This is a genomic window from Phocaeicola sartorii JCM 17136 = DSM 21941 (genome assembly GCF_054653615.1).
This window is the reverse complement of sequence record NZ_BAAIFW010000005.1, coordinates 1248834-1263243: the sequence shown is the minus strand read 5'-3', so window position 1 is coordinate 1263243 and position 14410 is coordinate 1248834. Positions and strand designations below refer to the sequence as shown.

The following is a 14410-nucleotide window of genomic DNA, read 5'->3' as shown; positions in this document are numbered from 1 at the left end:
GTTCGGGCGGGCAGACCCCGCCCCTACGGTGGGCGCAACTCAAAACAATACCAATGAGAAACAAAGGAACGAAATACGGTATCATACTGCTCCTCCTCATCCTTGCATTGACAGGAGCCAACCTGCTGTTCGGCTCGGTAAACATCCCTGCCGAGGCGGTGTGGCACATCCTTACAGGCAATGAAGTGGAAAAGGCGAGTTGGAGTTTCATAGTCTGGGAATCCCGTCTGCCACAAGCCATTACCGCCCTGCTCTGCGGAATGGCATTAGCCTCATCGGGACTGATGTTGCAAACCACATTCAATAACCCTTTGGCTGACCCTTCCATACTGGGCATCAGTTCGGGAGCCAGTTTGGGAGTCGCCCTGGTCATGCTGGCAGGGGCAGGTACGATTACTGCCGGAGTTTTCACTTTATCCGGATTCCTGTCCGTCATTATCGGAGCATTCATAGGCTCCATGCTGGTGATGGGAATCATCCTGTTCTTCTCCACCTTGATAAAAAACAGCATCATGCTGCTTATTATAGGTATCATGATAGGGTATATCACTTCATCCGCCATCTCCCTGCTCAACTTCTTCGCCACGGCAGAAGGCGTACACTCTTATATGATTTGGGGAATGGGAAACTTCGGAGGAGTATCTTTACAACAGCTTCCCTTCTTCTCGTTGGTCACGGCGGCGGGACTGCTGATTACCATACTCTTGATAAAGCCTCTGAATGCATTGCTGCTGGGCACACGCTATGCCGAAAACCTGGGAATCAACATCCGCCGCACGCGCAACCTGCTGCTGCTCGCCACCGGATTACTGACAGCAGTAACTACCGCTTTCTGCGGCCCGATTTCCTTTATCGGACTGGCCGTGCCTCATATCGCCCGCCTCATGCTAGGAACCTCCAACCATAACTCCCTGCTGCCTGTCACCATGCTGACGGGAGGAGCCATTGCCCTGCTCTGTAATTTCATCTGTATTCTGCCGGGCGAGGCAGGTATCATTCCGCTGAATGCCGTCACTCCGGTCATTGGTGCGCCCATTATTATTTATGTCATTGTGAACCAACGTAAAATCCAGTACTTCAACTAATGGAAAAGCAAGCTGTCATCACCGCCACAGACCTGTGCATAGGTTATCGCACCCATAAAGGAGAGAAGAAAGTGCACGAACATCTTTCTTTCCGGCTTTATCCGGGAGAACTGACCAGTCTGCTTGGAGCCAACGGAGCCGGAAAGTCCACCTTGCTCCGCACCCTGTCCGCCTCGCAGCCTTCCCTGGCAGGAGAATTGCACTTGCAGGGCAAGCCTTTGCAGCAGTATTCGGAAAAGGAACGTTCGCGCACCATCGGCGTGGTCCTGACAGACAAGACACAAGCCGGAGGATTGACCGTGTATGAACTGGTAGCCTTGGGCCGCCAACCGCACACGGGTTTCTTCGGCAGACTGCATTCCAAAGACCGTCTCATTATCAAAGAAGCATTGGAAGCCGTAGGCATTGCCCACAAAGCCGAAAGCTACACCGCCGAACTTTCGGACGGAGAACGGCAAAAGGTAATGATAGCCAAAGCATTGGTGCAGGAATGTCCGCTTATCATCCTGGATGAGCCGACCGCTTTTCTGGACGTGGTGAGCCGCATAGAAATCATGACCCTGCTGCACCGCCTGGCGGTGGAGCAAAACAAAGCCATCCTGCTATCTACCCATGACATAGAACAAGCCCTGGTACTGTCGGACAAGCTTTGGCTGCTGTCCAAAGAGACAGGGCTGCAATGCGGGGGGACGGAAGACATGATTCTGAATCACCGTATGGACACGCTGTTCTCACACAGCAATATCCGGTTCGATTATGACCATGGCATTTACTATCCTACCGTGAACGGAAAGCAGGAAATAACGGTGGAAGCAACCGACGAGACCTTACTGCACTGGACCATCAATGCGCTGAACCGTCATGGCTATACCTGCCTGCCATCCGAGGAAAAGAACAGGAATATGCCTCATCTCCTTGCATTATCGCCTGATAAACTGACACTTATACGGGAAGGAGAAACACAGACGTATCCCTCCTTCGAAAGCTTATTGGCACAATTCAATTAAAGGATGCAAGTTCTTCAAACTGCCTTACGGATTTTAACCGGAAGGCTAAGCCTTTTCTTACTGGAGGTTAAGGGATTATCGGCAAATTAAAGATGTACTACTTCCCAACTTTCAACAAGATCCTCTTTTATTCTTTTAACCTCTCCGATTCGTTTTCCTGATAATCATCCTTCTTTTTTTGTTTTTTAGGCATAAAATAATATATTTGTCACACCAAAAGAATCACTAATGAAAGTATAGTACTAATTGCCAAAGATTAAATTTATAAAAGCCATGTTTTACAAATTTGGATTGAACTATGTAATTCCTGTTATAAGAATAATGTTATCCAACAATCGGTTATATCCTGTAACACCTAAAGGTGAAGTATATGATATTCTTTGGAGAATAACATGCCTAATTATGACTGAAATTTTAATGCCATTCACTATCCTTTTTATTATTTGGGCACGTATAGACAAACCTGTTTCACGCCCACTGATATATTGGATTATTGGAATTGCCATCATCACAGCCATTTTATTTTCTATAAAATTAAAGAGAGAGAAAGTATGTGAATTGTTTATAGAAGAGGCAGATAAACTGACCAAAGAAGAACATCGCCAAAGAAAGAAAGCACTTGCGACCACATTCCTATTATATTACATGACACTTCCTGTAAGTGTAGTTCTTACAGCTTGGCTGACAGACATACTATAAGATCTCTATCGAATTAATACTAGTCAAAATCCAGTTATAAGAGTAGTGTACTTTTATAACCGGTTATAAAGAAGCTGTTTTTTGTTCTTTATGGTTGTAGGTGCTTTCATGGTGGCAAAGAAATAAGGCAGTGTGACAGCGATGTTTTCATTTCAAGTATCATTCATCATTTAATTCCGCAAACAGGCTATTTTTATAAACCAATTAAGTATCTTTGGTTGTTATAATAAAAACAGTCTCAAACGAAAATGAACTACATACTATAAAATGAAGTTTTTTTTATTCCTCTTTTTAGGGTGCATTCTCATCCTGCCTGCACAGGCGCAAACCCAAGGCTATGCCGTCCGCGGAAAAGTCATTGACCGCCTTACACGGCAAGGTGTTCCCTATGCCAATGTCATGATAGAAGGGAAAGCCGGAGTAGGTGCCGCAACAGATTCTACGGGCGTATTCCTTATCCCCAAGGTTGCTCCCGGCATCTGCCGCCTGATAGTCTCTTGTCTGGGATATAAGGGAACGGTATCTTCTGAATATATGATTTCTGCGGGAACTCCATTGATAGAAATCGAACTGGCAGAGGACAGCAATGCATTGGATGAAGTCACCGTGACCCCATCCGTTTTCCGGCGGACAACGGAAAGCCCCGTCAGCCTCAGGGTCATCGGATTGCAGGATATGGAGAAGAACCCCGGTTCCAACCGGGATGTATCACGCATAGTACGATCTTATCCCGGCGTGTCCTTCTCGCCGATAGGTTACCGCAACGACTTGATTGTGCGGGGAGGAGGTCCTGCCGAAAACCGTTTCTACATGGATGGCATCGAGATACCGAACATCAACCATTTCTCCACCCAGGGAGCATCGGGCGGTCCGGTAAGCATTGTAAACGCCGACTTGATACGGGAAATTAATTTTTATACCGGAGCATTCCCCGCCAACCGTTCGGGAGCACTGAGTGCTGTTCTTGATTTCAGTCTGCGGGACGGAGACCCGGATAAACAAACGTTTAAGGGAACGCTCGGAGCATCCGAGATTTCATTAAGCGGAAGCGGACATTTCAATAAACGGACCACTTATCTGTTTTCCATCCGTCAGTCCTATCTTCAATTATTGTTCAAAATGCTGGGACTTCCGTTCCTGCCCAATTACATTGATGGACAGGTGAAAATCAAATCGCACCTGTCTGATTCCGACGAACTGACCTTCCTTGCCTTGGCAGGCATCGACAAAATGAAACTGAATACGGACGAGAAAGGAGAAGATGCGGAATATTTATTGAGTTATCTTCCCCAAATCAATCAGGAGACATTCACTGTAGGGGCATCCTACCGCCATTATGCAGGCCATCACACCCAAAGCATTTACCTCAGCCACAATTACCTGAACAACCGAAACGTGAAATACAGAAACAATGACGAATCTTCGGAAGACAACCTGACTCTGAGGCTCCGCTCTGTAGAACAAAAGACTTCTTTAAGGGCCGAAAACCGTTCTTATCTGAATCAATGGACGTTGAGAGAGGGAGTGGAAGCCAGTTACTCGCAATATACCAACCGAACCCTGCAACGTCTCTACCAGGCTCAAGCCGAAGTAAGTGATTATAAAACCGATTTAGGTATATGGAGCTGGGGGCTGTTTGTCTCCGCCGACTATACTTCACCCGACAAGCGTTTCACCTCCTCCATAGGAGTGCGTTCGGACGCTTCGGATTACGGCACAATGTCCCGCATGTGGAAACAAATTTCTCCAAGGCTATCCCTGGGCTATGCCTTTAACGAACAATGGTCTGTAGGAGGAAACATCGGAATCTATTATCAGCTTCCCCCCTATACCGCACTGGGATTTAAAGACGAATCGGGCAAACTGATAAACCGGGAGTTGGACTATACACGAGTCACTTCGGGAAGCATCGGCATGGACTGGCATCCTGACAGCAGACTCGCCTTCTCCATCGAAGGTTTCTACAAGCAATATGGCAACATTCCGCTTTCTTTAGCCGACCATATTCCTCTGGCTTGCAAGGGCAATGATTACGGAGTGTCCGGCAACGAAGCGCTGGTATCCTCCGCCCAAGGGCAATCCTATGGAATCGAACTGCTTGCCAGATGGCAAGTGCCGGAAAAAATAAGTCTGACAGGCTCTCTGACCGTATTCCGCAGTGAATACAGAAACAGCAAAGCCAGCTCTTATATCCCGTCGGCATGGGATAACCGCTTTATACTGAATATGAGCGGCACCTGGGAGTTGCCGCGCCGCTGGAGTATCGGAGGCAAACTGAGTTATATAGGGGGTACTCCCTATACGCCATACGACATAGAGAAATCATCTTTGGTGGAAGCATGGGATGCGCAAGGACGTCCTTATCATGACTATACCCTGTATAACACAGAGCGTCTGGGCAACTTTGCCCAAGTGGATGTACGGGTGGACAAGAATTATTATTTCCGGCATTGGAGGTTGGGAGTGTATATTGATTTGCAGAATGTGACGGGCAGCCGGTTGAAGCAACCGGATGTGTTAATGAGTACGGGGGAGATTGATAATCCGTCGGCCCCTCTTGCCGAACAGAGGTATAAAATGAAGTATTTGAAACAAGAAAGCGGAACCTTGATTCCCACGCTGGGGATTACGGTGGAGTTTTGACCGTTGGTTTTATCTTATTGACGGTGAGAACGTTGTTTAGTCAAGCAGAAAGAACAGCTGATGAGTAAAAGGATGTATTGAAGAAGAGCCGCGGGTTTCCCCTTGGAAGTGATTATTTCAGATGGACTTTCAAAACCAGTCCACCGGAAAAATAACGGCAACGGTTGAACTGAATTACTGCATTGATGTGGTCTTTCCAGAAACTATATTCCGCACCAAGATTGATCGTATGGGAATCGTATTCTGCCATGAGAGTAAAACGATTGAGTGTTTCCGTCAGGAAGTGATAGTTGGGAAGAGTAAAACGAAAGTTGATGCCAATGGCAGGTCCGTTGAGGGGATAGTCTTTGCGACGATTGTAAACATACGCCGCGTGCAAGCCCAGCCGACCGATATTATTAAGAGGGAGACGTTTAGTGAGAGCCAAATAATAACGGCTATAGAAACCATTCATCCGGGCGGAACTCATTTCTATCTTACTGCCCTCCGTCCACGAATTATTAAGAGCGTCATTCGCACCCAGCACAATTTGCGGAGTCCACAGTTTCCACCAGCCCTCCTTCCACAACCGTAACCGAACTGCAAAGTTACGATCCTGATTGACAAACCTCCCATACGTAGAAGGCACCCAGAAACCGGTGCCGTATGCCGGATCGTTTTCCACAGCCTTATGCAGTGTACAGATATATGCCACCTCCAGCCAAGGGAATATAGTCACGTTAAGATAATAATTGAAAGTATCGTACGTCCACCGGGCAGGAGTGGCGTGTTTCTCCAGAAAGCCACCGCCAACCATGAACGTCTTGTCACGCTGCATATCGGCAGTGGGCATATTCAGCATGCCCGTTGTTCCATAGGTGAACTGGGCATGTGCCATACCACCCATTGCCCAGAGCAAGGACAAAGAGAGTATCAATTTCCTCATTGCAGGCACCGATTATCATTGTCTTTGTACCAGTCTGCCAGCGCTTCCTCAAATGTATAGTGAAAAGGATAGCCCGAGGCAACCAGTTTTTTTCCGCAGATATTCGTGGAGATCTGCAATTTTCTCACCCGTGCCGGACAGATGCCCATCGGAGAGCCTATTGCTCCGGCTATACCAGCAGCAGTCATGATCAGCCATCCCGGCATGAAAGGAACTTTTACCTTCATATTTGTCACTCTTTTCATGGATTCTACGATGTGCTCTATCGTATAGGCGGGTTCGTAACAGCAATTGTACAGTTCCACCCCACTGTCGTGATGTTCCAATCTGTAAAGCATGAACCGCACCAGCTCCTTCACATAGATACAGGCCTTGATGGTATCCTTGCGCCCCGGGTACATAAACTTATGCCCCCGAATGCCCCAATACAGACGGGTAAAATTACCGTTCTCCCCTCGCCCAAACACCACACCGGGACGGACAATGGTAAGCTGTCTTTCCGGACTCCCCGCCTGCCAGGCGACATGAATCTTTTCCGCAACCAGTTTGGATATACCGTAAGGAGTGTTGGGAGTAGACAGCGTGGTTTCTTCCTTCAGTTCCTCGGCCGCACCGTAAGGGGCTATGGAACTGGTAAAAACCATTTTCCGGATACCATGCCGATGGGCAAAGGCGCATACATTCTCCGCGCCACGGATATTTGTTTCAAAATAGGCAGGATCGGGATGACCGGGCGTGCGATGAACGGCGGCGAAGTTAAAAATCACATCATCGGGAGTGATATTTACTTTTTCCAACTCTATCGGTTGACGCACATCACAATAGATGAATGTGGCTGCATGCTCCTCCCCTTTTCTTAAGACCGGTTTATAATTTTTCACAGTCGGCAACGGAGTACCCGGCTTTACAATATCCAAGTTGTAAATTCTTACTTCGGGATGTACTTCGTGCAAAAGATGGGCGAGGTGAGTACCGATGAAGCCGGTACCACCTGTAATAAAGTAATTCATTATAGAAAATATTATTTTTTATATCCTAATTCTTCCAATAACTTTCTGTTCCAAGCAGAACGTTCTTTATCAACTATCCATCCCCATTTATTAAAATATTTAATCATATTGATGATATGGATCTTCAGCATTTTCTTGTTCTTATAAGATGCAGCCCGATGGGCATGCACAATAGTCACACCGGGAACAAACATTGTCCGATACAGTCTGTGCATTCTCCGTGTGATGTCAATATCTTCAGGATACATAAAAAACCGTTCGTCAAACAGTCCCACCTTTCTGAAACATTCCGTGCGGAAGAACATGAAACTGCCTTGATGATAAGGCACATTCATCTCCCTCTTGTGGTCGTTGAACTTCAACTGATAGCGTATGTTCATTTTCTCCATTATTCCCTTAGGAAGGAAACGGCGGAATATCAGATTGGCAGGAGTGGGAAGCAAACGACAGGTATATTGCTGCTCTCCATCAGGATATACCACATTAGGCTGTACCTGTCCCACATCCGGATGCGCATCCATATATTCTACAAGATATTTCAATACTGACGGATTGAAATACACATCCGAATTAAGTACCAAATGATATTCTTCTTCTGAGCCAAGTACTTGCCTCAATGCCTGATTATGCCCTGCTCCGTAGCCTACATTCTTGCTACCGATGTATTCCACGTTGGTATATTGCTGACAGAAATCTGCAATATACTGTTCATTGGAATTATCGACAATGTAAATTCGGGAGATGAGAGAAGAGGTTAATGAATGCAGACATTGGGACAGTTCTTCCAAGTTTGTCTTGTAAGTGACGATGGAAACTGTTATCATGTTATTTTTTAGCGTATGAGAGTATAACCAAACATTTGTAGTCTATATTTTATTTGGAAAAGAAATGAAAAAGAAGATTTCTCCGCTGTTGCCGAAGCATTATTATCATGCCTTCTATAGTAAAGAAGTTTATCCTCAATAAACATTGTTTTTCCTTTTTTTTCCACCATAAGACCAATCCACATATCATGCCACAAAATATGTTCAGGAAAAGGTAACACATAATCTAAAATCTCTCTACGGAAAGCCATACAACAACCTATAAATGAATTCTTATATAAATTTTTCCAATATCCTGCCGTTGATTTACGAAGAGAGAAAAAGTCAATATCAGAAACATTGCCAACTCCATCCATTAGCAGGGAATTATGAATAACTAAATTGCAATTACACAATGCTTTCATACAAATTTCTATCTTGTTTGATATCCAAATATCATCTTGATCACATAAAAAGATATAATCACCAGCTGCATGCCTTATTGCATTTTCAAAATTAGGGACGACTCCATGAAGACCTTTATTATTGAAAATTTTAATTCTTGAATCATTCAATGAAACAAGAATTTCAAGTGTATCATCCTTACTTCCATCATCTGAAATTATCAATTCATCACGAATCGAAATTTGTTGTAAAATGGAATCCACTTGTTTTTCTATATATTTTTCCCCATTATAGGTAGCCATACAAATAGAAATCATATTATTGTACTTTGATATAAAATGTATAAATCAAAAGATTTCAGGATTAAATTTATAATCTGAAGTTGCTGCAAAATCACCATAGATGTAAACATAATACCAATAAAACAGTAACAGAGAAATAAAAATAAATTCAAATGGAAGTTTATATCTTATTTTTCCAAGTCTTATATACAATGGATAATTTTTAAACAAAAAGGGCAAAGAAATACAAGTCATCATCCGAGGATAAAGACTTAATCGTATAAGATGATTAATTATAATTCCCAATGAAGAAAATGCTAAATCCAAGATTGCCATGAGAAAAAAGAAATCAACAAATGTAGACTTTCCTCTCAGTTTCATAATAAAATAAATATAAGCTAATATCATTAACTTTACAATGAGATTTGACAAGCCTAAATCTCCTTCAAATGCATTTCCTTTTGATGTATATTCTATAAATTTCTCCGCAAGAAAATTATTATTAATTACAAACACTAGAATATTATCAAAATTCAAGAGTATACAAATAAATAAAGCACTAAAAGACATATAAATTAAACGACAGTCCTCTAATTTATATTTATCTACAAATTTGTAAACAAATGGAAAGACAAAAGGTATCAAAGCAGATGTATGAAAAGCATAGGCCATTACAGACAGAGAGAAATATTTATAATATTTCTGCTCTAGGAAATAATTAAAAGCCAATAAAGAAAGTGACATTGCAATTCCTTGTCTTACTGTGCTTAATAACTCATTATAACAAACAAGACAATAAATGGTCATAAATAAAAAAGGAGACAAAGATTTCCTCCACCGCATAGCGACTTTGTAAACAGGCAATATAATTAGCGTGTATATAACAAGAAATAAGTAAACGATATTATCCGTTAATAATGAAATAAAATAATTCACAAACAGATAACCAGCCTCAAAATTTGGATGACGTTCAATATAATCAATCAATCCTCCATGAGACAACAACGCATCTCTCCAAAAAGGAATTTGATAAAAACTAGTATCACTACCTACATTAGATGCCCTAAAACTAGCCAATAACACGAGGGGCGCAACAGCAAAAAACGAAAAAAAGTAAAAAAGGCCCTTTTTCTTATAATGTCTATTCGCCATATAAACATTAAATAAGGAGAGTGAAAAAGTTAATATATATATCAACATTTCGAACTCAAAATAGCTTTAAAAACAAATTTGAGCTTAGAAAAAATTAACAGAGCAGTACAATAGCGGTATTTCATCAAAACCATCTCTACCCTTTTTATCAACATCAATTTTTTGCTAATTCTACTAACATCATATTTATCTGTATTAAAACATTCTTGTAGAATTCCTATTTTTTCCCGAAAGCTTAAACAACACTCCCTATGGTTTAAAAACAAGTTAAATATATTGCAGTACATTCTATAAGCACTTAAACTCAAAAATAACTTCTTTTGATCAGCAGGCAAATCATCAGCGACCTTTTTATAGCAGGCATGCCAAATTTCCATCTGAGATGCCACATTCGGCCTATACCTATAATTCGAAGAAGTGGCAGAAATTCGATAATGATAAAGTGGTTTATCAATAATAACAAAATCATTTGCTTTTATATATGTCATTAAATGAAATAAACCATCCTCATTTAATTCAAGTCCCTCTTCAAATCTTATATTATTTTTATTTACAAGTCTTTTTCTTGTGAGCTTTCCACAAGCTGCACAAATAATCTCAACTGATATTTTAATATTATCTGCAACTGCACAATCCTCAACCAATAAAGCTAACGGATAAGATGGAAATTGCTTTTTTTTGATGCTATGTTTTGAACAAACTCCAATTGTTTCCACCTTTCCTCTATTGAAAAAGAAATTTCCCATTACAATATCAACTCCAACAGTTGCATTTCGTTTCAAAGATTCTAAATAATCAGGCTCAACCCAATCATCAGAATCTATATATGTAATCCATTCCCCAATACATTTTTCCAAAGCATAATTTCGTGCGACAGATACACCACTATTAGGAATAGAATAAAGATAAAACCTAGAATCTCTACCAACATAATTTTCACATACATCTTTAGAATTATCAGTGCTTCCATCATTTACCAGGATCACTTCAAAATTCTTATATGTCTGTTTTAAAATACTATCAAGACAAACATCCAGATATTTTGCAGAATTATATACTGGGATTATTATTGATATATCAACCATTTTATTTATTATAATCTAATAGAAATTCATCAAGAAGTAAGTATTCTTTATTTTTACGCCGCTTTCTTTTTTGAATAGTAAGAGCCAATTTAGGAAAAAGGAGACGAGTTATTTTTTTTATCATACCTGACAAATATAATTTCAAATATCGTATTTTATACTTCAATGTGCCATAGCATCCATTTATTATTGCCGTTTCTTTATATGCCAAAAGGTTTGATTCACTGGATATTCCTGTCATGCTTTCAAAATCAGCAATAATCACATCAACAAATTTGAATTTTTTATTAGCCTGATACAATCCAAATAAAAAATTATAATCTGCAGCTATCCTATAAGAACAATCAAACATCGTATTTTTCATTAAATCTGCTTTAACGAAAGAAGAAGGATGCCCTATCGGCATGAATTCTTTAAAATAAACAAGAGGCATTTTTTTTCTCACAAATTTCCCATAATTAAATGAATGGATTTGGTATCCATATATTACATCAGGATCATTATCTATTTCTCCTTTTTGTATTAATTGCAACAAAGAGTCTTGATTATAATAAAAATCCCCAGCATTCAAAAATGCAATATATTTTCCTTTCGCTTCTCTAACACCTTTATTCATCGCATCATAGATTCCCTTATCCGGCTCACTCACCCAATAAACGATTTTATCCGCATATTTCTTAATAACATCCACTGTTCCGTCCGTGCTTCCCCCATCAATGATGATGTATTCAATATGGGGATAAGTCTGATTAATAACAGAAAGAATGGTTTGTTCAATAGTAGTAACAGCATTATAAGAAACTGTTACAACTGAAATCAAAAGATCATTTTCCATTTATATATCTTATTATTTTACATGGATTACCAGCTGCAATACAATCTGCCGGAATAGACTTTACAACTACACTGCCACTGCCTATGATACTACGTGCCCCGATAGTCACACCTTTCAGTATGATACATCGGGCTCCAATAAGCACATCATCTTCTATAACAATGGGAGCAGTAACAGCAGAAAGACCATCCACTCCAAACCCATCCGCATCCTTTTCACGTGAACGGCGAATCATGTAATCCAAACTGTGCGCATCCGTATCCATAATAATACAGTCTCCCCCTATATTCACATGATTTCCAACGGTAATGGACGTACTCGCCCGAAGACAAGCAGAAGACATTCCCGTATCATTTCCAATAGTAATTGACGAATGTGGGTAAGCCGTATATATACATCCTCTGATATTGCGACACAACGGATTGAATGCATCTCCATGAGTATAGACAAAATTATCTCCAATCGTAATCTTACTACCAGACATCATTGATAAATACATCTTACTATATACCCGCATATTAGCCCCAAAACGCACACCGTTAGCCCAAAATTTCAAGCGATTGAAACGGATATAGTATATCATACGAAGGCGACGAGGAATACGAAAAAGTTTAGCAAGAAAAAGCCTAACACCAATACGTATAAACTTCATAATAAATCAATTATTTTAACCAGATCCCTTCGGCAGTGCCATTTATTATTTTCATAACCTGTATTCTCCCGATACAAGCCTGAAAAGCAAAAACAATAACGGGAACTATCAATATGCCTTCTACCCCATACCATTTACAACAAAAACTCATTAACGGTATGGCTATTAATGCAAAAGACAAATAAGTAATGAGTTGTAAACGGACTTTACCCATTCCATTAATTAAATACATATATACACCGCCACCCATTTGGAACAAAACATATACTGCCATACAAACTGATAACGAAAAAGAGACCGAGACGGAATCACCAATCCACCATTGATAAAGGAACCGGGAGCATAACACCATCAGCACCAAAACGGGGAAACATAGCAACCATAATAATTCCAGTTTTCTTACTATACCTCTCATCCAACTATAATCCTTCTTCACATAAGCATCCGTAAAGGCAGACCAAAAAGGAGTAAGCACAATGACAAACATCATGTGAAGCACATTGAAATATTTATAAGCGATATTATACTGCGTCACAGCTTCCGGTCCTTCCAACCTGGACAGGATGATATTGATGAACTGGAAGATGAACAGCATGGAAATCATGATCACAAAGAACTGTCCGCCCAGTCCCAAAATCTTCTTAGTCAATGAGAAACGGACGCATCGTACGGCGGGTGATACAGATTTATATTTTCTTCCACAAAACATAAAGACAGAAACCATCACCAGCAACAAGCAAGGCACTCCCGAAAAAGCTACAGCCAAAGCACTCAAGCTTCCCGAAGTAGTCCGGGTCAGTACATAGATGCAACCGAAAGCCAGCACCTGCCCTCCCGTCTGAACCAGCGATGCCAAAGCCGGCTTTTGATCAGCCATCAGCATCGTTGTAAAGACACTTGCAACAATGTTCAGACAAAAGAAACAGGCCAGCAGACCAAACACTTTATTCAATTCTTCATTATAGGCGACATCAATATGCAAGAGGGCACTCCAGTTCAGATAATGATTAACCAACAAAGCGACCAGCAAAACTACCGAAAACAGCAAAAACAGCACCGCGTACGTAGTACTGACATATTGTTTTGCCAACTTCATATCCCCTTTCGCTTTTGCCTCGGCAAAACGGTTGCGGAATCCATGCGCAAAACCCAAATCAAAATAAGACAGCCAAGCGATGATAGAACTCAACGTCAGCCAAATGCCATACTTCGTAGGGTTGACATAACCGATGGTCAACGGAACCACCTGCAAGGAAACCAAAATGCTGACACATTTCAAGACCAACGAAGCGGCGATGTTCTTCTTTACCGCCACACTACGCTCATTCCCCTTAGTGAAATAAGCATTAACTTTATCTTTTATATACTGGAACTTCATACATTATGATATGTATCACTGGCAAGATATATAATCTTACACCTGTAACATTAGTAATCTTACACGCCACACGTTACTAACCTTCCGGCATGCACGTTACTAACCTTTCAAACATCCTGTCCTTTTCTGAAAAGAACAAGACGTTTTCATTGAAAGAACAAGAGCTTTTTAAAATTTGACCTGTTGTTTTTTCCATAACGGCATCCACATGCCGAACCGCCTTACTTTTCCTTCAGATCTTTCAGCCACTCCACAAATGCCCTGCCTGTCGGCATTCCGGCTGAAGTATATGCATCGCGAAATGTTTCAGCCGGAAAATATCCTTCAGAAAAACGATTCCCAAAAAATCGGAAGGACATCAGTCCGACTGAAACATTCCAATCCCCGACTGAAGGATTCCCAAGCCCAATCCTTCAGCCGGAATGCCCATGAACAGGGCGTTTGCAAACA

The 14410-nt window shown here is 41.3% G+C and carries 13 protein-coding genes; 4 read left to right on the top strand and 9 right to left on the bottom strand.

Annotation, left to right across the window (positions count from 1 at the left end):
- Window positions 1-53: 53 nt before the first annotated feature.
- From ACYQ0C_RS05285 to ACYQ0C_RS05270, 4 genes are all read left to right on the top strand, one after another.
- Window positions 54-1085: an iron ABC transporter permease gene (locus tag ACYQ0C_RS05285; RefSeq protein ID WP_025076643.1), complete on the top strand. Its 1032-nt coding sequence runs from the start codon at window positions 54-56 to the stop codon at window positions 1083-1085.
- Window positions 1085-2092, top strand: coding sequence for an ABC transporter ATP-binding protein (locus ACYQ0C_RS05280; RefSeq protein WP_016278471.1), 1008 nt, complete (start codon window positions 1085-1087; stop codon window positions 2090-2092). Before ACYQ0C_RS05285 ends, ACYQ0C_RS05280 begins: the two co-directional genes overlap by 1 nt.
- Window positions 2093-2494: 402 nt before the next feature.
- The gene (locus ACYQ0C_RS05275) at window positions 2495-2791 is read left to right on the top strand and encodes a hypothetical protein (RefSeq protein WP_139015977.1); all 297 of its coding nucleotides are present in this window, start codon (window positions 2495-2497) and stop codon (window positions 2789-2791) included.
- A 267-nt stretch (window positions 2792-3058) separates the two neighbouring features.
- Window positions 3059-5434 (top strand): TonB-dependent receptor, encoded by a 2376-nt coding sequence (locus ACYQ0C_RS05270; protein WP_175271173.1) that lies wholly within the window; start codon window positions 3059-3061, stop codon window positions 5432-5434.
- A gap of 112 nt (window positions 5435-5546) precedes the next feature.
- On the opposite strand, the gene ACYQ0C_RS05265 is transcribed toward ACYQ0C_RS05270, so the two are convergent.
- From ACYQ0C_RS05265 to ACYQ0C_RS05225, 9 genes are read right to left on the bottom strand one after another with little or no spacing between them, the layout of a single operon-like run.
- The gene (locus tag ACYQ0C_RS05265) at window positions 5547-6359 is read right to left on the bottom strand and encodes a YjbH domain-containing protein (RefSeq protein ID WP_016278467.1); all 813 of its coding nucleotides are present in this window, start codon (window positions 6357-6359) and stop codon (window positions 5547-5549) included.
- Entirely contained in the window at window positions 6356-7369 is a 1014-nt protein-coding gene (locus ACYQ0C_RS05260; RefSeq protein WP_016278466.1) for an NAD-dependent epimerase/dehydratase family protein, read from the bottom strand. The genes ACYQ0C_RS05265 and ACYQ0C_RS05260 overlap by 4 nt, the downstream gene beginning before the upstream one ends.
- Window positions 7370-7380: 11 nt before the next feature.
- Entirely contained in the window at window positions 7381-8193 is an 813-nt protein-coding gene (locus ACYQ0C_RS05255; RefSeq protein WP_016278465.1) for a glycosyltransferase family 2 protein, read from the bottom strand.
- Between the two features lie 8 nt (window positions 8194-8201).
- On the bottom strand, window positions 8202-8894 hold the full coding sequence (locus tag ACYQ0C_RS05250; protein ID WP_016278464.1) for a glycosyltransferase family 2 protein: 693 nt from the start codon (window positions 8892-8894) through the stop codon (window positions 8202-8204).
- A 30-nt stretch (window positions 8895-8924) separates the two neighbouring features.
- The gene (locus ACYQ0C_RS05245; protein WP_016278463.1) at window positions 8925-10010 is read right to left on the bottom strand and encodes an EpsG family protein; all 1086 of its coding nucleotides are present in this window, start codon (window positions 10008-10010) and stop codon (window positions 8925-8927) included.
- Between the two features lie 41 nt (window positions 10011-10051).
- The gene (locus ACYQ0C_RS05240; protein ID WP_016278462.1) at window positions 10052-11095 is read right to left on the bottom strand and encodes a glycosyltransferase family 2 protein; all 1044 of its coding nucleotides are present in this window, start codon (window positions 11093-11095) and stop codon (window positions 10052-10054) included.
- Window position 11096: 1 nt separating this feature from the next.
- Window positions 11097-11930 (bottom strand): glycosyltransferase family 2 protein, encoded by an 834-nt coding sequence (locus ACYQ0C_RS05235; RefSeq protein WP_016278461.1) that lies wholly within the window; start codon window positions 11928-11930, stop codon window positions 11097-11099.
- Complete coding sequence (locus tag ACYQ0C_RS05230) at window positions 11920-12582, bottom strand: acyltransferase (protein ID WP_016278460.1); 663 nt, start codon at window positions 12580-12582, stop codon at window positions 11920-11922. Before ACYQ0C_RS05230 ends, ACYQ0C_RS05235 begins: the two co-directional genes overlap by 11 nt.
- A 10-nt stretch (window positions 12583-12592) precedes the next feature.
- The gene (locus tag ACYQ0C_RS05225) at window positions 12593-13960 is read right to left on the bottom strand and encodes a lipopolysaccharide biosynthesis protein (RefSeq protein WP_016278459.1); all 1368 of its coding nucleotides are present in this window, start codon (window positions 13958-13960) and stop codon (window positions 12593-12595) included.
- Between the last annotated feature and the right edge of the window lie 450 nt (window positions 13961-14410).

What these genes read in the sequence shown, in the direction of transcription:
- ACYQ0C_RS05280 (WP_016278471.1), top strand. Translation starts at nt 1,085, where the DNA reads ATGGAAAAGCAAGCTGTCATCACCGCCACAGACCTGTGCATAGGTTAT.
- ACYQ0C_RS05235 (WP_016278461.1), bottom strand. Translation starts at nt 11,930, where the DNA reads ATGGAAAATGATCTTTTGATTTCAGTTGTAACAGTTTCTTATAATGCT.
- ACYQ0C_RS05285 (WP_025076643.1), top strand. Translation starts at nt 54, where the DNA reads ATGAGAAACAAAGGAACGAAATACGGTATCATACTGCTCCTCCTCATC.
- ACYQ0C_RS05275 (WP_139015977.1), top strand. Translation starts at nt 2,495, where the DNA reads ATGACTGAAATTTTAATGCCATTCACTATCCTTTTTATTATTTGGGCA.
- ACYQ0C_RS05225 (WP_016278459.1), bottom strand. Translation starts at nt 13,960, where the DNA reads ATGAAGTTCCAGTATATAAAAGATAAAGTTAATGCTTATTTCACTAAG.
- ACYQ0C_RS05260 (WP_016278466.1), bottom strand. Translation starts at nt 7,369, where the DNA reads ATGAATTACTTTATTACAGGTGGTACCGGCTTCATCGGTACTCACCTC.
- ACYQ0C_RS05240 (WP_016278462.1), bottom strand. Translation starts at nt 11,095, where the DNA reads ATGGTTGATATATCAATAATAATCCCAGTATATAATTCTGCAAAATAT.
- ACYQ0C_RS05245 (WP_016278463.1), bottom strand. Translation starts at nt 10,010, where the DNA reads ATGGCGAATAGACATTATAAGAAAAAGGGCCTTTTTTACTTTTTTTCG.
- ACYQ0C_RS05250 (WP_016278464.1), bottom strand. Translation starts at nt 8,894, where the DNA reads ATGATTTCTATTTGTATGGCTACCTATAATGGGGAAAAATATATAGAA.
- ACYQ0C_RS05270 (WP_175271173.1), top strand. Translation starts at nt 3,059, where the DNA reads ATGAAGTTTTTTTTATTCCTCTTTTTAGGGTGCATTCTCATCCTGCCT.
- ACYQ0C_RS05230 (WP_016278460.1), bottom strand. Translation starts at nt 12,582, where the DNA reads ATGAAGTTTATACGTATTGGTGTTAGGCTTTTTCTTGCTAAACTTTTT.
- ACYQ0C_RS05255 (WP_016278465.1), bottom strand. Translation starts at nt 8,193, where the DNA reads ATGATAACAGTTTCCATCGTCACTTACAAGACAAACTTGGAAGAACTG.
- ACYQ0C_RS05265 (WP_016278467.1), bottom strand. Translation starts at nt 6,359, where the DNA reads ATGAGGAAATTGATACTCTCTTTGTCCTTGCTCTGGGCAATGGGTGGT.